At 70.9% G+C, this 14,982-nt stretch carries 14 protein-coding genes and 1 pseudogene; 12 read left to right on the top strand and 3 right to left on the bottom strand.

Features of this window, described 5'->3' with window-relative positions; genetic code table 11:
• Window positions 1–47 precede the first annotated feature (47 nt).
• Window positions 48–887: a cupin domain-containing protein gene (locus SPR02S_RS49570; RefSeq protein WP_019064515.1), complete on the bottom strand. Its 840-nt coding sequence runs from the start codon at window positions 885–887 to the stop codon at window positions 48–50.
• Window positions 884–1,426: an RNA polymerase sigma factor gene (locus SPR02S_RS49565; protein WP_019064514.1), complete on the bottom strand. Its 543-nt coding sequence runs from the start codon at window positions 1,424–1,426 to the stop codon at window positions 884–886. Before SPR02S_RS49565 ends, SPR02S_RS49570 begins: the two co-directional genes overlap by 4 nt.
• 154 nt (window positions 1,427–1,580) lie before the next feature.
• On the opposite strand from SPR02S_RS49565, the gene SPR02S_RS49560 reads away from it, so the two are divergent.
• From SPR02S_RS49560 to SPR02S_RS49525, 8 genes and pseudogenes are all read left to right on the top strand, one after another.
• Window positions 1,581–1,964 carry a GntR family transcriptional regulator gene (locus SPR02S_RS49560; protein WP_019064513.1) on the top strand — a complete coding sequence of 128 codons (384 nt, stop codon included), beginning with the start codon at window positions 1,581–1,583 and terminating at the stop codon, window positions 1,962–1,964.
• Window positions 1,964–2,461 (top strand): annotated as a pseudogene (locus tag SPR02S_RS66520) (ATP-binding cassette domain-containing protein); the annotation flags it as partial. The gene SPR02S_RS49560 and the pseudogene SPR02S_RS66520, both read left to right, overlap by 1 nt.
• 389 nt (window positions 2,462–2,850) lie before the next feature.
• Entirely contained in the window at window positions 2,851–3,876 is a 1,026-nt protein-coding gene (locus SPR02S_RS49550) for an ABC-2 membrane transporter-related protein (RefSeq protein ID WP_019064511.1), read from the top strand.
• Complete coding sequence (locus tag SPR02S_RS49545; RefSeq protein ID WP_019064510.1) at window positions 3,873–4,628, top strand: ABC-2 membrane transporter-related protein; 756 nt, start codon at window positions 3,873–3,875, stop codon at window positions 4,626–4,628. The genes SPR02S_RS49550 and SPR02S_RS49545 overlap by 4 nt, the downstream gene beginning before the upstream one ends.
• Complete coding sequence (locus SPR02S_RS49540; protein WP_019064509.1) at window positions 4,625–5,584, top strand: ABC-2 membrane transporter-related protein; 960 nt, start codon at window positions 4,625–4,627, stop codon at window positions 5,582–5,584. Before SPR02S_RS49545 ends, SPR02S_RS49540 begins: the two co-directional genes overlap by 4 nt.
• Window positions 5,585–5,723: 139 nt before the next feature.
• Window positions 5,724–8,084 carry an RNA degradosome polyphosphate kinase gene (locus SPR02S_RS49535; RefSeq protein WP_086021732.1) on the top strand — a complete coding sequence of 787 codons (2,361 nt, stop codon included), beginning with the start codon at window positions 5,724–5,726 and terminating at the stop codon, window positions 8,082–8,084.
• Window positions 8,065–9,177 carry a CHAD domain-containing protein gene (locus SPR02S_RS49530; protein WP_026151618.1) on the top strand — a complete coding sequence of 371 codons (1,113 nt, stop codon included), beginning with the start codon at window positions 8,065–8,067 and terminating at the stop codon, window positions 9,175–9,177. The genes SPR02S_RS49535 and SPR02S_RS49530 overlap by 20 nt, the downstream gene beginning before the upstream one ends.
• Before the next feature lie 40 nt (window positions 9,178–9,217).
• Window positions 9,218–9,658 (top strand): NUDIX hydrolase, encoded by a 441-nt coding sequence (locus SPR02S_RS49525; protein ID WP_019064506.1) that lies wholly within the window; start codon window positions 9,218–9,220, stop codon window positions 9,656–9,658.
• Between the two features lie 12 nt (window positions 9,659–9,670).
• Here the strand turns inward: SPR02S_RS49525 and SPR02S_RS49520 are convergent, their stop codons facing one another.
• The gene (locus tag SPR02S_RS49520; protein ID WP_019064505.1) at window positions 9,671–10,300 is read right to left on the bottom strand and encodes a hypothetical protein; all 630 of its coding nucleotides are present in this window, start codon (window positions 10,298–10,300) and stop codon (window positions 9,671–9,673) included.
• A 420-nt stretch (window positions 10,301–10,720) separates the two neighbouring features.
• On the opposite strand from SPR02S_RS49520, the gene pstS reads away from it, so the two are divergent.
• The 4 genes from pstS to pstB all read left to right on the top strand — a co-directional run bounded on the left by pstS (window position 10,721) and on the right by pstB (window position 14,846).
• Complete coding sequence (gene pstS, locus SPR02S_RS49515; RefSeq protein WP_019064504.1) at window positions 10,721–11,845, top strand: phosphate ABC transporter substrate-binding protein PstS; 1,125 nt, start codon at window positions 10,721–10,723, stop codon at window positions 11,843–11,845.
• Between the two features lie 108 nt (window positions 11,846–11,953).
• Entirely contained in the window at window positions 11,954–12,964 is a 1,011-nt protein-coding gene (gene pstC / locus SPR02S_RS49510) for a phosphate ABC transporter permease subunit PstC (protein WP_019064503.1), read from the top strand.
• Window positions 12,961–14,022, top strand: a complete 1,062-nt coding sequence (pstA, locus tag SPR02S_RS49505) for a phosphate ABC transporter permease PstA (RefSeq protein WP_019064502.1) — start codon at window positions 12,961–12,963, stop codon at window positions 14,020–14,022. Before pstC ends, pstA begins: the two co-directional genes overlap by 4 nt.
• 47 nt (window positions 14,023–14,069) lie before the next feature.
• Complete coding sequence (gene pstB / locus SPR02S_RS49500) at window positions 14,070–14,846, top strand: phosphate ABC transporter ATP-binding protein PstB (protein WP_019064501.1); 777 nt, start codon at window positions 14,070–14,072, stop codon at window positions 14,844–14,846.
• Window positions 14,847–14,982 lie beyond the last annotated feature (136 nt).

Genomic DNA, 14,982 nt, shown 5'->3' with positions numbered 1-14,982 from the left:
GAAGTTGCGTGAAGTGGATGAAGTGGGGCGTGAAGTCGCTTGAGGAATCAGGCTGTTGGGCCGAAGCCCGGGGTCTTGGTGTCGAAGCGGTCGCGGGCCAGGTAGAGCAGGCCCGCGGCCAGGACCGCCACCGCCGCTGCCACCGTCTGGCCGGTCGCGGTGAACGGGGCGAGCGTGCCGCCGTGGGTCGCCCGCCCGTGGGCCACCAGCAGCAGGGCGGTCCAGGCCCCGCCGACCACACCCGGCGCGAGGACCGGGCCCAGGCGCGGGGTCAGCGCGAGGCTCGTCGCGGTGAGGGCGAGCGCGGGGAGCAGCCAGGCCAGGGCGGCGAGGCCGTATCCGGGCAGGGCCAGGGTCGCCAGGCCGTTGAGGCCAAGTCCCGCCACCAGTACGGCGGTTGTGCGGATCATGAGGAGCTTGAAGCCGTGCATCGGGGCCACGACCGTCATCTCGTAGGTCGGGTCGAGCACCGGGCCGTACGCCATCGCCACACCCGCGAGCGGCAGCAGCGGGGCGAGGGCGAGGAAGACGTCGGGTGTCGCGACGTTCGACGCGTCGGTCACCAGGACCGTCATCACGAGCAGCAGGGCCACCGCGCCGAACCACGAGCGGCGCAGTACCGGCGTCGCCGCCAGCAGCCGTGCCGTGTGGTCGGCGACGCCGATCCGGACGAGCAGGGATTCCACCAACCCCCTTCTGGGGGCGTCGAGTTCGGCGTCGAGGCGTTCCCAGCCCGCGTCGAGCGCCACCGGGTCGGTGACGGACGCGAGCAGGGCCCGGCACTCGGCGCACTGGGCGAGGTGGGTGTCGGCGGACCAGAGCATGGGCGGTGCCAACTCGCCCCGCGCATAGGCGCGTACGTCGTCTTCGGCCACATGCCAGGTCATGCCAGCTCCTCCCGCAGTTGCTTACGGGCCCGCATGGCCCGTGTCTTGACCGTGCCCGCCGGGATGCCCAGCAGGACGGCGGCCTCCCGGGTGGTCAGCCCGTCGATCACGGTGGCCTGGAGGACCGCCCGCAACTCCGGCGAGAGCCGGACCAGGGCGCCCGCGAGGTCACCGTGCTCGACTCCCGCGAGCACGCGCTCCTCCGCCGACGCCTCGTCCCGGTGCCGCAGCCGCGCCAGCGCCTGCCGCATCCGGCCGCGCGCCCCGTCGCCGCGCAGCACGTCGATCAGCCGCCGCGACCCGATCCGCCACAGCCACCCGGCCACATCGCCGTCCTCGCGGTAGCGGGCGCTGCCCCGCCACACCGCGAGAAACGTCTCCTGTACGACGTCGTCGACCATCCCGGCGTCGGCGCACCGGCCGCGCAGCCGCGCGGTCAGCCAGGGCGCGTACCGCCGGTACAGCTCCTCGAACGCGCGCCGGTCGCCGTCCGCCGCGATGGCCCGCAGCAGCTCCCCGTCGCTTCCCGTATCGCTCACATCTCCTCATCGCACGAGCCCCGCCGATCGGTTCACGGACCGGCACACCGATCTCGATCGATCTCAATCAATCTCGATCGATCTCACTTGACTTTCTCAGGCCCCTTGCACCACCCTTTCACTACTCAATTAGTGAAAGGGTGGTGGAACCCCAGTGGTCGAGTACCGCATCGACCGGCACAGCGGCGTGGCCACCTACGTTCAGATCGTCCAGCAGACCAAGCAGGCGCTGCGCCTGGGCATGCTGGAGCCCGGCGACAAGCTGCCGACGGCCCGCGAGGTCGTCGAGGCCACCGCCATCAACCCGAACACCGTCCTGAAGGCCTACCGCGAGCTGGAGCGCGAAGGGCTGGTCGAGGCCCGCCGTGGACTCGGCACCTTCATCCGCAAGGGGCTGAGCATCACGCCCGCCGACTCGCCCCTGCGGTTAGAACTCGACGACTGGGCCGAGCGCGCCCGGGAGGCCGGACTCGGCCGGGACGACGTCGCCGCGCTCTTCACCGCCGTACTCGACAAGCACTTCCAAGGAGAAGACTGATGACAGGCACCGCCGCGATAGAGGCCGCCGCTCTCGGCAAGCGGTTCGGCCGGCGGGGAGGGTGGGCCCTGCGGGACTGCGCCTTCCGGCTGCCCGCCGGACGCGTCTGCGCGGTCGTGGGACCGAACGGCGCGGGCAAGTCCACGCTCCTCACGCTCGCCGCCGGACTGCTCGCGCCGACCGAGGGCGCGATATCCGTCCTCGGTACGGTGCCGGGCGCGGCCCGCGAGCGGGTGGCCTACGTCGCGCAGGACAAGCCCCTCTACCCGCAGCTCAGCGTCGCCGAGACGCTGCGCATGGGCGCCGACCTGAACACCGACCGCTGGGACGCCTCCGTCGCCCAACGCATCGTGGACGACGGGGACTTGAACCCGAAGTCCCGCATCCGCACCCTCTCCGGCGGCCAGTGCACCCGGGTCGCCCTCGCCCTCGCGCTGGCCAAGCGGCCCGAACTGCTGCTCCTGGACGAGCCGATGGCCGACCTGGACCCACTGGCCCGGCACGAGATGATGGGCCTCCTCATGGCGCAGGCCGCCGAGTCCGGCACCACGATCGTGATGTCCTCGCACGTCGTGGCCGAACTGGAGGACTCCTGCGACCACTTGCTGCTGATCGGCGGCGGCCGGGTCCGGCTCGCCGGTGAGATCGACGAGCTGCTCGCCGCGCACGTCCATGTGTCCGCGCCCGCGCACGCGGTCCTCGCCCCGCACACGGTCGTCGAGTCCCGCACCACCGGCCGCCAACTCAGCGCGCTGGTCCGCCCGTCGAGCACCCTCGACACCGACTGGCGTACCAGCACCCCGTCGTTGGAGGAGCTGGTCCTCTCCTATCTGCGCAACCCCGAGGCCGGTGCCGCCCCCGCCGCCAAGACCGAGGAGACCGCCGTATGACCGCCCTCGCCACACCGCCGGTCACCGGGCGCCCGGCCGGCTCCTCGCCGCATCTGCTCCACTGGCTGCTGCGCCTGCACCGCCCGGCCCTGCTGGCCTGGACCGTGTTCGTGCTCGTCCTCGGCGGACTCCTGCTGTGGGTGGGCGGGCCGCTCACCGAAGGGGCGGTCGAAGGCTGGAAGCAGTACCACGCCTGCGAGACGGGCGGCTGCGCGTACGACCCGAGCGCGGTCGGCCGCCACAAGGACTGGTACATGTACACGACCTTCGCCGTCATCGGCGTCCCCGTCCTGATCGCCGCCTGGTCCGGTGCCACCCTGACCAGCCGCGAACTGGAGCACGGCACGGCGCAGTTGGCCTGGACCCAGTCGGTCTCCCCGGCCCGCTGGCTCGCCGCCAAGCTCGCCGTCCCGGCCGTACTCGTCGCGGTGGGCTCCGGACTGCTCGTCGGGCTGCACCACTGGGCCTGGTCGACGGGCCAGGGCCGCCTCGACTCGGCCAAGAGCTGGTACGACGTCGGCACCTACGCGGCCAACGGCCCGGCCACCGCCGCCATGGCCCTGGCCGCCCTGGTGATCGGCGCCCTGTTCGGCCTGCTCAAGCGCAACTCCCTTGGTTCGCTGGTCGGTTCGCTGTGCGGCACGGGGCTCCTGTGGAGCGTCATGGCCATCGCCACGCCCCACCTCTGGCCCACCGTCACCAAGTTCAGCAGCCTCAAGAACGACGTCCCGCAGGGCTCCGGCATCATCGTCGACCAGGGCCTGGTCACCTCCACCGGCGCCCACGTCGCCGACCCGCACTGCGGGGGCTCCGGTTTCGCGAGCTGCCAGGCCCGCTACACCAAGCTCGACGCCGTCGGCTACTACAACGACTACCACCCCCAATCCCACTACTGGCCGCTCCAGTTGACCGCGACCGCGATCATCCTCGCCGTCACCGCGCTCCTGGCCCTGGCCGCGTTCCGACTCCTCAGGCGCCAGACCGGTCCGTCGGCGCCCGCACGTAAGGCAGCCGCCGTATGACCGCCCTGGCCCTGAGCCCCACCACCCAGCCGCAGCGCGCCGTACTGCGCCTGCACCGACCGGCGTTGACCGTCTGGGGCGCGTTCCTGCTGCTCGCCGTGGGCGCGCTGCTCTGGGTGCACCTGTTCCGGGCGCCCGCCGAACGGCACCCCGTCGACCAGTACTTCGTCCTCACCGACGTCAACAACGTCATGAACTTCCTTGGCGAGGTGCTCAGTTACGTCTCCCTGGCCGTCGCCGCCTGGGCGGGTGCCGCCCTCGTCGGCCGCGAGCTGGAGACCGGCACCGCCCGCCTCGCCTGGACCCAGTCCGTCACCCCGGCCCGCTGGCTCACCGCCCAACTCGGCGCGGCGGCCCTGCCGTTGACCGCCGGCACCACCCTGCTGGGCCTGGTCTACGCCTGGGTCTGGACCGGCGACCAGGACGTCCTGGTCACCAACTGGTCCTACGACCGCGTCCTCGTCCCGGCCGGCCCGCTCTCCGTCGCCCTGGTCCTCTTCGCCCTGGCCGCCGGCACCCTCGCCGGAGTCGCCCTCGGCCGCGCGCTGCCCGCCCTCGCGGTGGCCGCCGGGGTCACCTTCGCGGCGCGCCACTTCTTCGGCGCCGAGTGGGACAACATCTGGCCCGACCGCCGCTTCTGGCCCGTCCAGCTCACAGCGACCGCCGTGCTCCTCGCCCTCACCGCCCTCGCCCTCGTGGCCGCGTACGCGCTGCTCGGCCGCCGTACGAACAGCAAAGGGACCGCCGTATGACCGCCCAGGCCGTCGCCGCCACGGCCCGCCCGAGACCGGCCCGCGCCTGGCGTGCCGTCCTGCGCCTGCACCAGCCCGCCCTGTTCCTCTGGGGGGTCTTCGTCACCCTGGTCTCGGCGGTGCTCCTGTGGGCGTACGGCCCGGGAGGGAACGCGGCCGGTGCCGCGTGGCGGCGGAAGTGCACCGTCGACCTCTGCGACCTGGAGGACTACTCCGTCGACAGGTACCACCTCGCCTTCCGGTTCAGCGAGGCCGCGATCGACTTCCTGCCGATCCTCGTCGCCCTCTGGGCGGGCGGCATGCTGATCGGCCGCGAACTGGAGAACGGCACCGCGGAACTCGCCTGGACCCAGTCGGTCAGCCCGGTCCGCTGGCTGGCCACCAAGCTCGCCGCCCCGGCCGCACTGCTCACCGCGGGCACCACCCTGCTCGTCGGGCTGCACCGCCTGCTGTTCGACGCGCACCAGGTGCCGAAGGGCTGGAACTGGACCGACAACGGCACCTTCGAGACCAACGGACCGATCGCCATCGCGTTCCCGCTGCTCGGCCTCGCCCTCGGCGCCCTCGCGGGTCTGGTCGTGCGCCGCGCCGCGGTCGGCCTCATGGTCGCCGTCCTGGCGACCGGGGTCGCGCGGAGCCTCGTCCTGTGGGCGAGCCCCCACCTCTGGCCGTGGCGGACCGACGTCAGCGCCCTGCCCGACGGCTACCCGCCGATGAAGGCGGCCTTCCACGGCGGCGAAGGCGCCGTCACCTCCACCGGCGCCCACATCCCCGACCCGTGCGGCACAGCCGAGAAGGCGTGCCTGGCCGCCCATGACATCGTCGGCCACTACCGGGAGTACCACCCCTCCTCCCAGTTCTGGCCCCTCCAGCTCACCGAAACCGCCCTGATCCTCACCGTCACCGCCCTGGCCGTCGCCGCCGCCTTCACCCTGCTGCGCCGCCGCACGGCCTGACCTGATCCCCCCTGCCCACGGCTCCCCGGCATCCGATACGTTCGTTTCCGTGCCGTAGACGTCCGGGAGCCGCCCTCCGATATCCCGCACGCCATGTCGCCGTAACCATTGGTTCAGACGGGCTTGCGACGCTCGGCGAATGACGCCCGTCGTGCCAGAGCCTTCGCCACCTCCCGGGGTGAACGGGAGGAACGGGGACGCCCTCCCGCTCCTTCCGGCGCTGTCCGACGCGCCCGTATCGCCGGTGGCGCGGAACAATGGGCACATGAGCAGCCAGCCCAACGCCCAGGCCCAGGTCCAGCACGCGCAGCCCTCCGTGGGCTCCATAGCCGCCCACCGCCCGCACACCGTGTCGGCGGCGGTCTCCGATCTGGAACCCGACATCGACGCCGACCTCGACGAGTACGAGGAGTCGCCGTACGACGGGCCCCAGCTTCCGCAGGGCCGCTTCCTGGACCGGGAGCGCAGCTGGCTCGCGTTCAACGAGCGGGTCCTGGAGCTGGCCGAGGACCCGAACACGCCCCTGCTGGAGCGGGCGAACTTCCTCGCGATCTTCGCCAGCAACCTGGACGAGTTCTTCATGGTCCGGGTGGCCGGCCTCAAGCGCCGTATCGCCACCGGTGTCGCCACCCGCTCCGCGTCCGGCCTCCAGCCGCGCGAGGTGCTGGAGATGATCTGGGCCCGCTCGCGCGAGCTGATGGCCCGGCACGCCGCCTGCTACCACGAGGACATCGCCCCGGCGCTGGCGGAGGAGGGCATCCACCTGGTCCGCTGGAACGAGCTGACGGAGAAGGAGCAGGCCCGCCTCTTCACGCTGTTCCGGCACCAGATCTTCCCGGTGCTGACCCCGCTGGCGGTCGACCCCGCGCACCCCTTCCCGTACATCTCGGGCCTCTCGCTGAACCTCGCGGTCGTCGTACGGAACCCGGTCACCGGCCATCGCCACTTCGCGCGCGTCAAGGTGCCGCCGCTGCTCTCCCGCTTCCTGGAGTCCTCGCCGGGCCGGTACGTCCCGCTGGAGGACGTGATCGCCGCCCATCTGGAAGAACTCTTCCCGGGCATGGAGATCCTGGAGCACCACGCGTTCCGGCTGACCCGCAACGAGGACCTCGAGGTCGAGGAGGACGACGCGGAGAACCTGCTCCAGGCGCTGGAGAAGGAGCTCATGCGGCGCCGCTTCGGGCCGCCGGTGCGCCTGGAGGTCGAGGAGTCCATCGACCGCGAGGTGCTCGACCTGCTGGTGCGCGAGCTGAAGATCAGCGAGGCCGAGGTGTACCCGCTGCCGGGCCCGCTCGACCTGACCGGACTGTTCCGGATCGGCGGCCTGGACCGGCCCGAGCTGAAGTACGCCAAGTTCATCGCGGGCACCCAGCGCGACCTCGCCGAGGTCGAAACCGCGTCCGCGCCCGACATCTTCGGCGCCCTGCGCAACCGGGACGTGCTGCTGCACCACCCGTACGACTCGTTCTCCACGTCCGTGCAGCGGTTCCTGGAGCAGGCGGCGAACGACGACGACGTCCTCGCGATCAAGCAGACCCTGTACCGCACCTCGGGCGACTCCCCGATCGTCGACGCGCTGATAGAGGCGGCCGAGGCCGGCAAGCAGGTCCTCGTCCTGGTCGAGATCAAGGCCCGCTTCGACGAGCACGCCAACATCAAGTGGGCGCGCAAGCTGGAAGAGGCGGGCTGCCATGTCGTCTACGGCCTGGTCGGACTCAAGACCCACTGCAAGCTGTCGCTCGTGGTCCGCCAGGAAGGCGACACGCTCCGCCGCTACAGCCACGTCGGCACCGGCAACTACCACCCGAAGACGGCCCGCCTCTACGAGGACCTGGGCCTGCTGACCGCGGACCCGCAGGTCGGCGCCGACCTCTCGGACCTCTTCAACCGGCTGTCCGGCTACTCACGCCGCGAGACCTACCGCCGCCTGCTGGTCGCCCCCAAGTCCCTGCGCGACGGCCTGATCGCCCGGATCAACAAGGAGGTCCAGCACCACCGTGCCGGACGCCCCGCGTTCATCCGCATCAAGGTCAACTCGATGGTGGACGAGGCGATCATCGACTCGCTCTACCGCGCGTCCCAGGCGGGCGTCACGGTCGACGTGTGGGTCCGCGGCATCTGCGCGGTACGGCCCGGCGTCCCCGGCCTGTCCGAGAACATCCGCGTACGGTCCATCCTCGGCCGCTTCCTCGAACACTCCCGCGTCTTCGGCTTCGGCAACGGAGGCGAGCCCGAGGTGTGGATCGGCAGCGCCGACATGATGCACCGCAACCTCGACCGACGGATCGAGGCCCTCGTCAGGGTCACCGACCCGGCCCACCGCGCCACGATCAGCCGGCTGCTGGAAACCGGCATGTCGGACACCACGTCCTCCTGGCACCTGGGCCCGGACGGCGAGTGGACCCGGCACGCGACCGACGCGGAAGGCCAACCCCTGCGCAACGTCCAGGAGATGCTCATAGACGCCCGGAGGCGCCGGCGTGGCACAGCAACACCTTGACCCGACGGATCCCACGGCCCGAGCCGTGCCAGGTGACGCCCTCGCGGGCTACCTGCGCGGACAGGCCACGGAGTTCCTCCGCGCCCTGCGGCTGCACCGGGAGACCGGCAGTGGCAGCGGCCAGAACGGCACGGAGGATTCCGTCGACGCGGCGCGCGCCCTGCGCCACTCGGCCCGCCGGATCAGCGGCAGCCTGCACACCTTCCGTCCACTGCTGGACGCCGACTGGTCCGAGGAGATGCGCCCCGAACTGGCGTGGCTGTCCGGCACGTTGGCCCTGGAACACGCCTGCGCGGCCCGGCTCGAACGGCTGCTGCTCGCCCTGCACCGGCTGTCGGGCTCGGCGGCGTTCCCCGCCCAGTCGGCGGCCTCGGCGGTGGGCGGCCGGGTCACCGGCGCGGGCCGGGGCGTCCCGGGACCCGGCACGGCCGTCGGCACCCGCGGACCGGCCACCCCCACCGCCGATCGCGGCAACCTCACCGTGGGCGCGGCCAAGGCGGGCGCCCTGCTGGAGCGCCAGCTCACCCTGGCCCGGACCCGGGCCCACTCCACCGCCCTCCAGGCCCTCGGCTCCTCCCGCTTCCACGCCGTAGCCGACAAGGTCGCCGTACTGGCCAGCGAGGTCCCGCTGACCCCGGCCGCCGCCATGTCCGACCTGCGCCCGCTGGCCGCCGCCGCCGGGGAGCGCCTCACCGACGCGGTCACCGCACTGCCGCTGATCACCGCCGGGCACCCCTATAACGCGGAGGCGCTGATCCACGGCCTCTCCCCCGACCCCGCCCCGCACCCCCAGGACGGCCCCTGGCACCAGGTCCGCCTGCTGCTGCGCCTGCACCGCTACGCCGGCGAGGTCCTGCACGGGAACGGCGCCCCCTTGGACGTACGACTCCTCACGGCCGGCCAGGCCCTCAACCTCCACCGGGACGCCTCCGAGGCAGCGGCGGCGGCGGCCTCGGCGGCCCGCACCCCCCGCATCGCCCCGGCGACCGCGTACGCACTCGGAGTCCTGCACGCCGACCAGCGCCACGAGGTGGAGGCGGCCCGCTTCGCCTTCCAGCAGTCCTGGCAGAAACAGGCGGTGGGCACGCTCTGACGCCCCGCGCCACCCACGCAGAGGAGACGGTGAACGACCAGTGACTTCCTCCACGCACGACACCACCGTCCAGGCAGCGGGCTGCGTCCTGTGGCGCCACCGGCCCGCCGGAGGGCTCGAACTGGCGCTGGTCCACCGGCCCAAGTGGGACGACTGGTCGTGGCCCAAGGGCAAGCTCAAGCGCGGCGAGACCTTCGAGGACGCGGCCCGCCGCGAGGTCCTGGAGGAAACCGGCTACACGTGCCGGCTGGGGACGAGACTCCCGTCCGCCCATTACGTCGACCATCACGGGCGGCCCAAAGAGGTCCGCTACTGGGCGGCCGAGGCGACCGGCGGAGCCTTCGCGCCCAACGACGAGGTGAACACGCTGCGCTGGCTCCGGCCGGCCGAGGCCCACCGCCGACTCACCCACGAGCGGGACCGCGACCTGATCTCCCTCGTCCTCATCGCGGTCGGCACGGACGAGGACCCTCTCGACTGAGGCTCGGCTCGGCTAGGGGGTGTCCTCGCGGCTTTCGGCCTTGCCGACGACGACGAGCTCTCCGCTCGCCAGCAGCTCCGCGAGTATCCGCGGCGCGCGCTCGAAGTGGCAGTGGTCCCGCTGTGCGCGGGCGCTCACCTGGCCCGGGTGTCCGAGCGCCGCCAGCACGTCCCAGTGCAGGTCCTGCGCCCAGACGTACCCCGGCTCCCCGTCGACGTCCATGTCCCTCTCGTCGAGCGGGGTGTCCGCGAGCGCGCAGGCCAGCCCGTACCCGTCCACGGGACCGGCGGCGAAGTCCAGGAACGCGGCGGGGTCCGCGTCCGTGGGTCTGCCGTCGGCGGGCTTGTCGTCCCGGTCGTACGGCGAGGAGTCGTAGCGGTAGGCACGGACTCCGTCCCGCCAGACCTCCAGCTCCAGCCGGTCGCCGTCGTACTGGAAGGCGGCCAGCACCGGAACGCCCAAGGCGGCGCTGACCGGCCCGGCGAGCGAGAAGACACCGTTGCCGTCGAGGAACCGGTCCGGATGGACGAGGCAGAACCCCGGCCCGGCGGGCGCCGCGTAGGCGGCCGCACAGACCTCGCGCAGAACGGGGACCGCCCGGTCGAGCGGCAGCGGAATCAACAGCGTGCCGTACGTGGCCACGGCCTCACCTCCTGGGACGCCGTGAACCTACGTGCCCATGACACCGCGAGGCCACCGAAATACGCCCGCCGTCCCGCGGGTGCCGTGCCGCCCACCTCGCGTTACGTTGCGAACGGGGGGCCGGAGCAGGTCCCTCACCCGGCCGGGGTAACGCCCCCTCGTGGACCCGCTGAAGACCGCTCTACGCCTGGCATAGTCCGGGATCAGCCCGTGTCCTCGACGTGAGCGTTCCGTGACCTAACCGCACCGCCCACAGGGGTTCACCCTCCGTTCACTTATGCCCATAGGCGCCTTCACCTGATCTGCCTACTTTCGGCCTTACGCGATGCGAGCCGCGACCTGGGGGTCGCACCCGCGTCACCCACGTCTTCGCACGCCGCCGTAATTCAGGACGGCGGCTCTCGGAAGGAACACTTTCAAGTGAAGCTTCAGCGCATGAACCGGCGGGCCCTCACCCTCGGTGCTCTCGCCGTCTCCGGCGCCCTGGCCCTCACGGCGTGCGGCTCGGACGACAACGGCGGCACGGCGACCGGCACCAGCTCCTCGTCGGCCAACGCCAGCTCGATCAAGTGCGACAACGCCAAGGGTCAGCTGCTCGCCGACGGCTCGTCCGCGCAGAAGAACGCGATCGACGCGTGGGTCAAGGCGTTCAGCCAGGCCTGTGGCGTCCAGATCAACTACAAGGGTGGCGGCTCCGGCGCAGGTGTCACCTCCTTCAACCAGGGTCAGCTGGCCTTCGCCGGTTCCGACTCCGCGCTGAAGCCCGAAGAGGTCACCGCCTCCAAGCAGGTCTGCTCCGGCGGCCAGGGCATCGACCTCCCGATGGTCGGCGGCCCGATCGCGCTCGGCTACAACGTCCCGGGTGTCGACAACCTGGTCCTGGACGCCCCGACGCTCGCCAAGATCTTCGACAGCAAGATCACCAAGTGGAACGACGCGGCGATCAAGAAGCTGAACCCGTCCGCCACGCTGCCCGACCTCAAGATCCAGGCGTTCCACCGCTCGGACGAGTCCGGCACCACGGACAACTTCACCAAGTACCTGATCGCCACCACCCCGGACAACTGGAAGTACTCCGGCGGCAAGGCCTGGCAGGGCAAGGGCGGCCAGTCGGCGGCCGGCTCCGCGGGCGTGGCCGCGGGGGTCAAGCAGACCTCCGGCGCCATCGGCTACTTCGAGCTCTCCTACGTCGGTGACGGCGTCAAGGCCGTCAGCATCAACACCGGTGCCGCCGCCCCGGTCGCGCCCAGCACCGAGAGCGCCACCAAGGACATCGCCGCCGCCCAGGTCGTCGGCACCGGCTCGGACCTGACGCTGAAGCTGGACTACAAGACCAAGGCCGAGGGCGCGTACCCGATCACCCTGGTGACGTACGAGATCGTCTGCGACAAGGGCAACAAGGCCGCCACGCTGCCCGCCACGAAGGCGTTCCTCACCTACATCGCCAGCGAGGACGGCCAGAAGCTGCTCAGCACCATCGACTACGCGCCGATCCCCGACGCGATCATCACCAAGGTCCGCAGCACCATCGCGGGCCTGAGCTAATCCGAGTGTGCGGCCGGGTCCCGGACCAGGGACCCGGCCGCACCGTCCGGTGCACCGCCGCCACGGACCGCACACAGCACGTGTGGACCCGCAGACCGGAGAATCCTGATGGACATATCGACCAAGAACCCCGAAGAGGCACCGCCTCCCACCCCCGAGCCCTTCGCCGCCGCGCAGCAGCGCACCGCACGCGGCGCCACCCGACCCGGTGACCGGATCTTCCTCGGTCTCTCCCGCGGGTCGGGCATCCTGCTGTTGGTGATCATGGCCGCGATCGCGGTCTTCCTCACCTATCGCGCCTCGCTCGCGATCAGCAAGGACCACGCGAACTTCCTCACCACCTTCGAGTGGAACACCAACCTGCTGCCGCCCAAGTTCGGCATCGCCGTCCTGGCGTTCGGCACGGTGGTGTCCTCGATCATCGCCATGGTCATCGCGGTCCCGATCGCGGTCGCCATCGCCCTCTTCACCACGCACTACGCCCCGCGCAAGCTCCGCGGCCCGGTCTCGTACGTCATCGACCTGCTGGCCGCCGTACCGTCCATCGTGTACGGCCTGTGGGGCGCCCTGATCCTCGTGCCGCACATGGTCGGGCTCTTCGGCTGGCTGAACGACTTCTTCGGCTGGACCGGGATCTTCTCCTGGGACGAGGGTGCCCCCCGCTCGATGCTCACCGTCGGCATCCTGCTCGCGATCATGATCCTGCCGATCATCACCAACGTGAGCCGCGAGGTCTTCCGCCAGGCCCCGCAGATGATCGAAGAGGCGGCCCTCGCCCTCGGCGCCACCCGCTGGGAGGTCATCCGCATGGCGGTGATCCCCTTCGGCCGCTCCGGCGTGATCTCCGCCTCGATGCTCGGCCTCGGCCGCGCGCTCGGCGAGACGATGGCCGTCGCCACCGTGCTCTCCCCGGACTTCATCATCCACGCCAGCCTGCTCAACCCGGGCGGCGGCACCTTCGCCCAGAACATCGCCAGCAAGTTCAGCGAGGCGACCCCGGACGGCCGGGACGCGCTGATCGCCTCCGGTCTGGTCCTGTTCGTCATCACCTTGCTGGTCAACGGCGCGGCCCGGCTCATCATCGCCCGCCGCGCGGAGTACTCGGGGGCCAACGCATGAGCAACGCAGTCGCAGCCGAGAAGCCCACGAGCACCCTCCAGGGCGCCACGCTCCCCAACTGGTCGCCGTACGCGATCGCCGGCGGCTCCATCGTCCTGGCCGTCCTCATCGGCCTGGTCGGCAGCCTCGACAGCAAGATCCAGTGGGGCCTGATCGCGGCGATCCTCTTCGTCGTCGGTACGTACGTCATCGCAGCGCGCGTCGAGGGCTCCCGCCAGGCCAAGGACCGCATCGCGACCAGCCTGGTCTGGGTCGCCTTCCTCCTCGCCGTCGTCCCGCTCGTCTCGCTCCTGTGGACGACGATCTCGCGCGGCGTGAAGGTCCTCGACGTCTACTTCCTGAGCCACTCGATGGGCGTGGTCGGCGACACCGAGCCCGGCGGCGGTATCTACCACGCGATCATCGGCAGCCTGGAGCAGGTCGGCCTCGCCACCCTGATCGGCGCCCCGATCGGTGTGCTCACCGCGATCTACCTCGTCGAGTACGGATCAGGCGCCCTCTCCAAGTCGGTCACGTTCTTCGTCGACGTCATGACCGGCATCCCGTCGATCGTCGCGGGTCTGTTCATCCTGTCCCTGATGCTCATGTGGGACCTGGGACCCTCCGGCTTCGCCGGTTCCTGCGCCCTGGCCATCCTGATGATGCCGGTCGTGGTCCGCTCCACCGAGGAGATGCTGAAACTCGTCCCGAACGAGCTGCGCGAGGCCTCCCTCGCCCTCGGCATCCCGAAGTGGCGCACGATCCTGAAGGTGGTCCTCCCGACCGCGATCGGCGGCATCACCACCGGCATCATGCTGTCGGTGGCCCGTATCGCCGGTGAGACCGCGCCCGTACTGCTGCTGGTGTTCGGCAACCCGTTCATCAACAACGACCCGTTCTCGGGTGCGCAGGCGTCGCTGCCGCTGTACATCTACCAGCAGTTCGCGCAGAGCGCGGGTTCCGGTGCGGCCTACGACCGTGCCTGGGCCGCGTCCCTCACGCTGATCGCCTTCGTGATGATCCTCAACCTGGTGGCCCGCGGCATCGCCCGCTGGAAGGCCCCCAAGACCGGTCGCTGACGCGACCTACTCAGCGACCGATCTGAATCTCTGGAAGTGAAGCAATCATGTCCAAGCGAATCGACGTAAGCGGGCTGACCGCCTACTACGGCTCACACAAGGCAATCGAAGACATCTCGATGACGGTCGAGCCCCGCTCGGTGACGGCCTTCATCGGCCCCTCCGGCTGCGGCAAGTCGACGTTCCTGCGCACGCTCAACCGTATGCACGAGGTGACGACCGGCGGCCGGGTCGAGGGCAAGGTGCTCCTGGACGACGAGGACCTCTACGGCCACGGCATCGACCCGGTGTCGGTACGCCGCGAGATCGGCATGGTCTTCCAGCGCCCGAACCCGTTCCCCACGATGTCGATCTTCGACAACGTGGCGGCGGGGCTGCGGCTGGCCGGCTCGTACAAGAAGAGCGAGCTGAACGACGTCGTGGAGAAGTCCCTCAAGGGCGCGAACCTCTGGAACGAGGTCAAGGACCGCCTGAACAAGCCCGGTTCGGGTCTGTCGGGTGGTCAGCAGCAGCGGCTGTGCATCGCGCGGGCGATCGCGGTGGAACCGAAGGTCCTGCTGATGGACGAGCCCTGCTCGGCCCTCGACCCCATCTCGACCCTGGCCATCGAGGACCTGATCGGCGAGCTGAAGGAACGGTTCACGATCGTCATCGTGACGCACAACATGCAGCAGGCGGCGCGCGTCTCGGACCGTACGGCCTTCTTCAACCTCGCGGCGGTCGGCCAGCCCGGCCGGCTGATCGAGATCGACGACACGGAACGCATCTTCTCCAACCCGTCGGTCCAGGCCACCGAGGACTACATCTCGGGCCGCTTCGGCTAGACCCCGGCCGCCTCAAGAACCCCTCGCGGTGCTGCATGGCGGTGCCACCGCGAGGACGAAAAGGGCCCGCCCCCGGCTCCCGGGGGCGGGCCCGTTCGTTTGTTTGTTTGCCCACCCGCCCACCCGACTCGGTTGG

Origin of the sequence: Streptomyces prunicolor NBRC 13075, from assembly GCF_000367365.1 — a bacterium.
Taxonomy (GTDB): domain Bacteria; phylum Actinomycetota; class Actinomycetes; order Streptomycetales; family Streptomycetaceae; genus Streptomyces; species Streptomyces prunicolor.
This window is presented reverse-complemented; position numbering and strand designations above follow the sequence as displayed.

Excerpts from the sequence above, each read along its gene's own strand:
- SPR02S_RS49570 (WP_019064515.1), bottom strand. The coding sequence starts at position 887 with ATGACCTGGCATGTGGCCGAAGACGACGTACGCGCCTATGCGCGGGGC.
- SPR02S_RS49550 (WP_019064511.1), top strand. The coding sequence starts at position 2,851 with ATGACCGCCCTCGCCACACCGCCGGTCACCGGGCGCCCGGCCGGCTCC.
- SPR02S_RS49545 (WP_019064510.1), top strand. The coding sequence starts at position 3,873 with ATGACCGCCCTGGCCCTGAGCCCCACCACCCAGCCGCAGCGCGCCGTA.
- SPR02S_RS49540 (WP_019064509.1), top strand. The coding sequence starts at position 4,625 with ATGACCGCCCAGGCCGTCGCCGCCACGGCCCGCCCGAGACCGGCCCGC.
- SPR02S_RS49535 (WP_086021732.1), top strand. The coding sequence starts at position 5,724 with ATGACGCCCGTCGTGCCAGAGCCTTCGCCACCTCCCGGGGTGAACGGG.
- pstC (WP_019064503.1), top strand. The coding sequence starts at position 11,954 with ATGGACATATCGACCAAGAACCCCGAAGAGGCACCGCCTCCCACCCCC.
- pstA (WP_019064502.1), top strand. The coding sequence starts at position 12,961 with ATGAGCAACGCAGTCGCAGCCGAGAAGCCCACGAGCACCCTCCAGGGC.
- pstB (WP_019064501.1), top strand. The coding sequence starts at position 14,070 with ATGTCCAAGCGAATCGACGTAAGCGGGCTGACCGCCTACTACGGCTCA.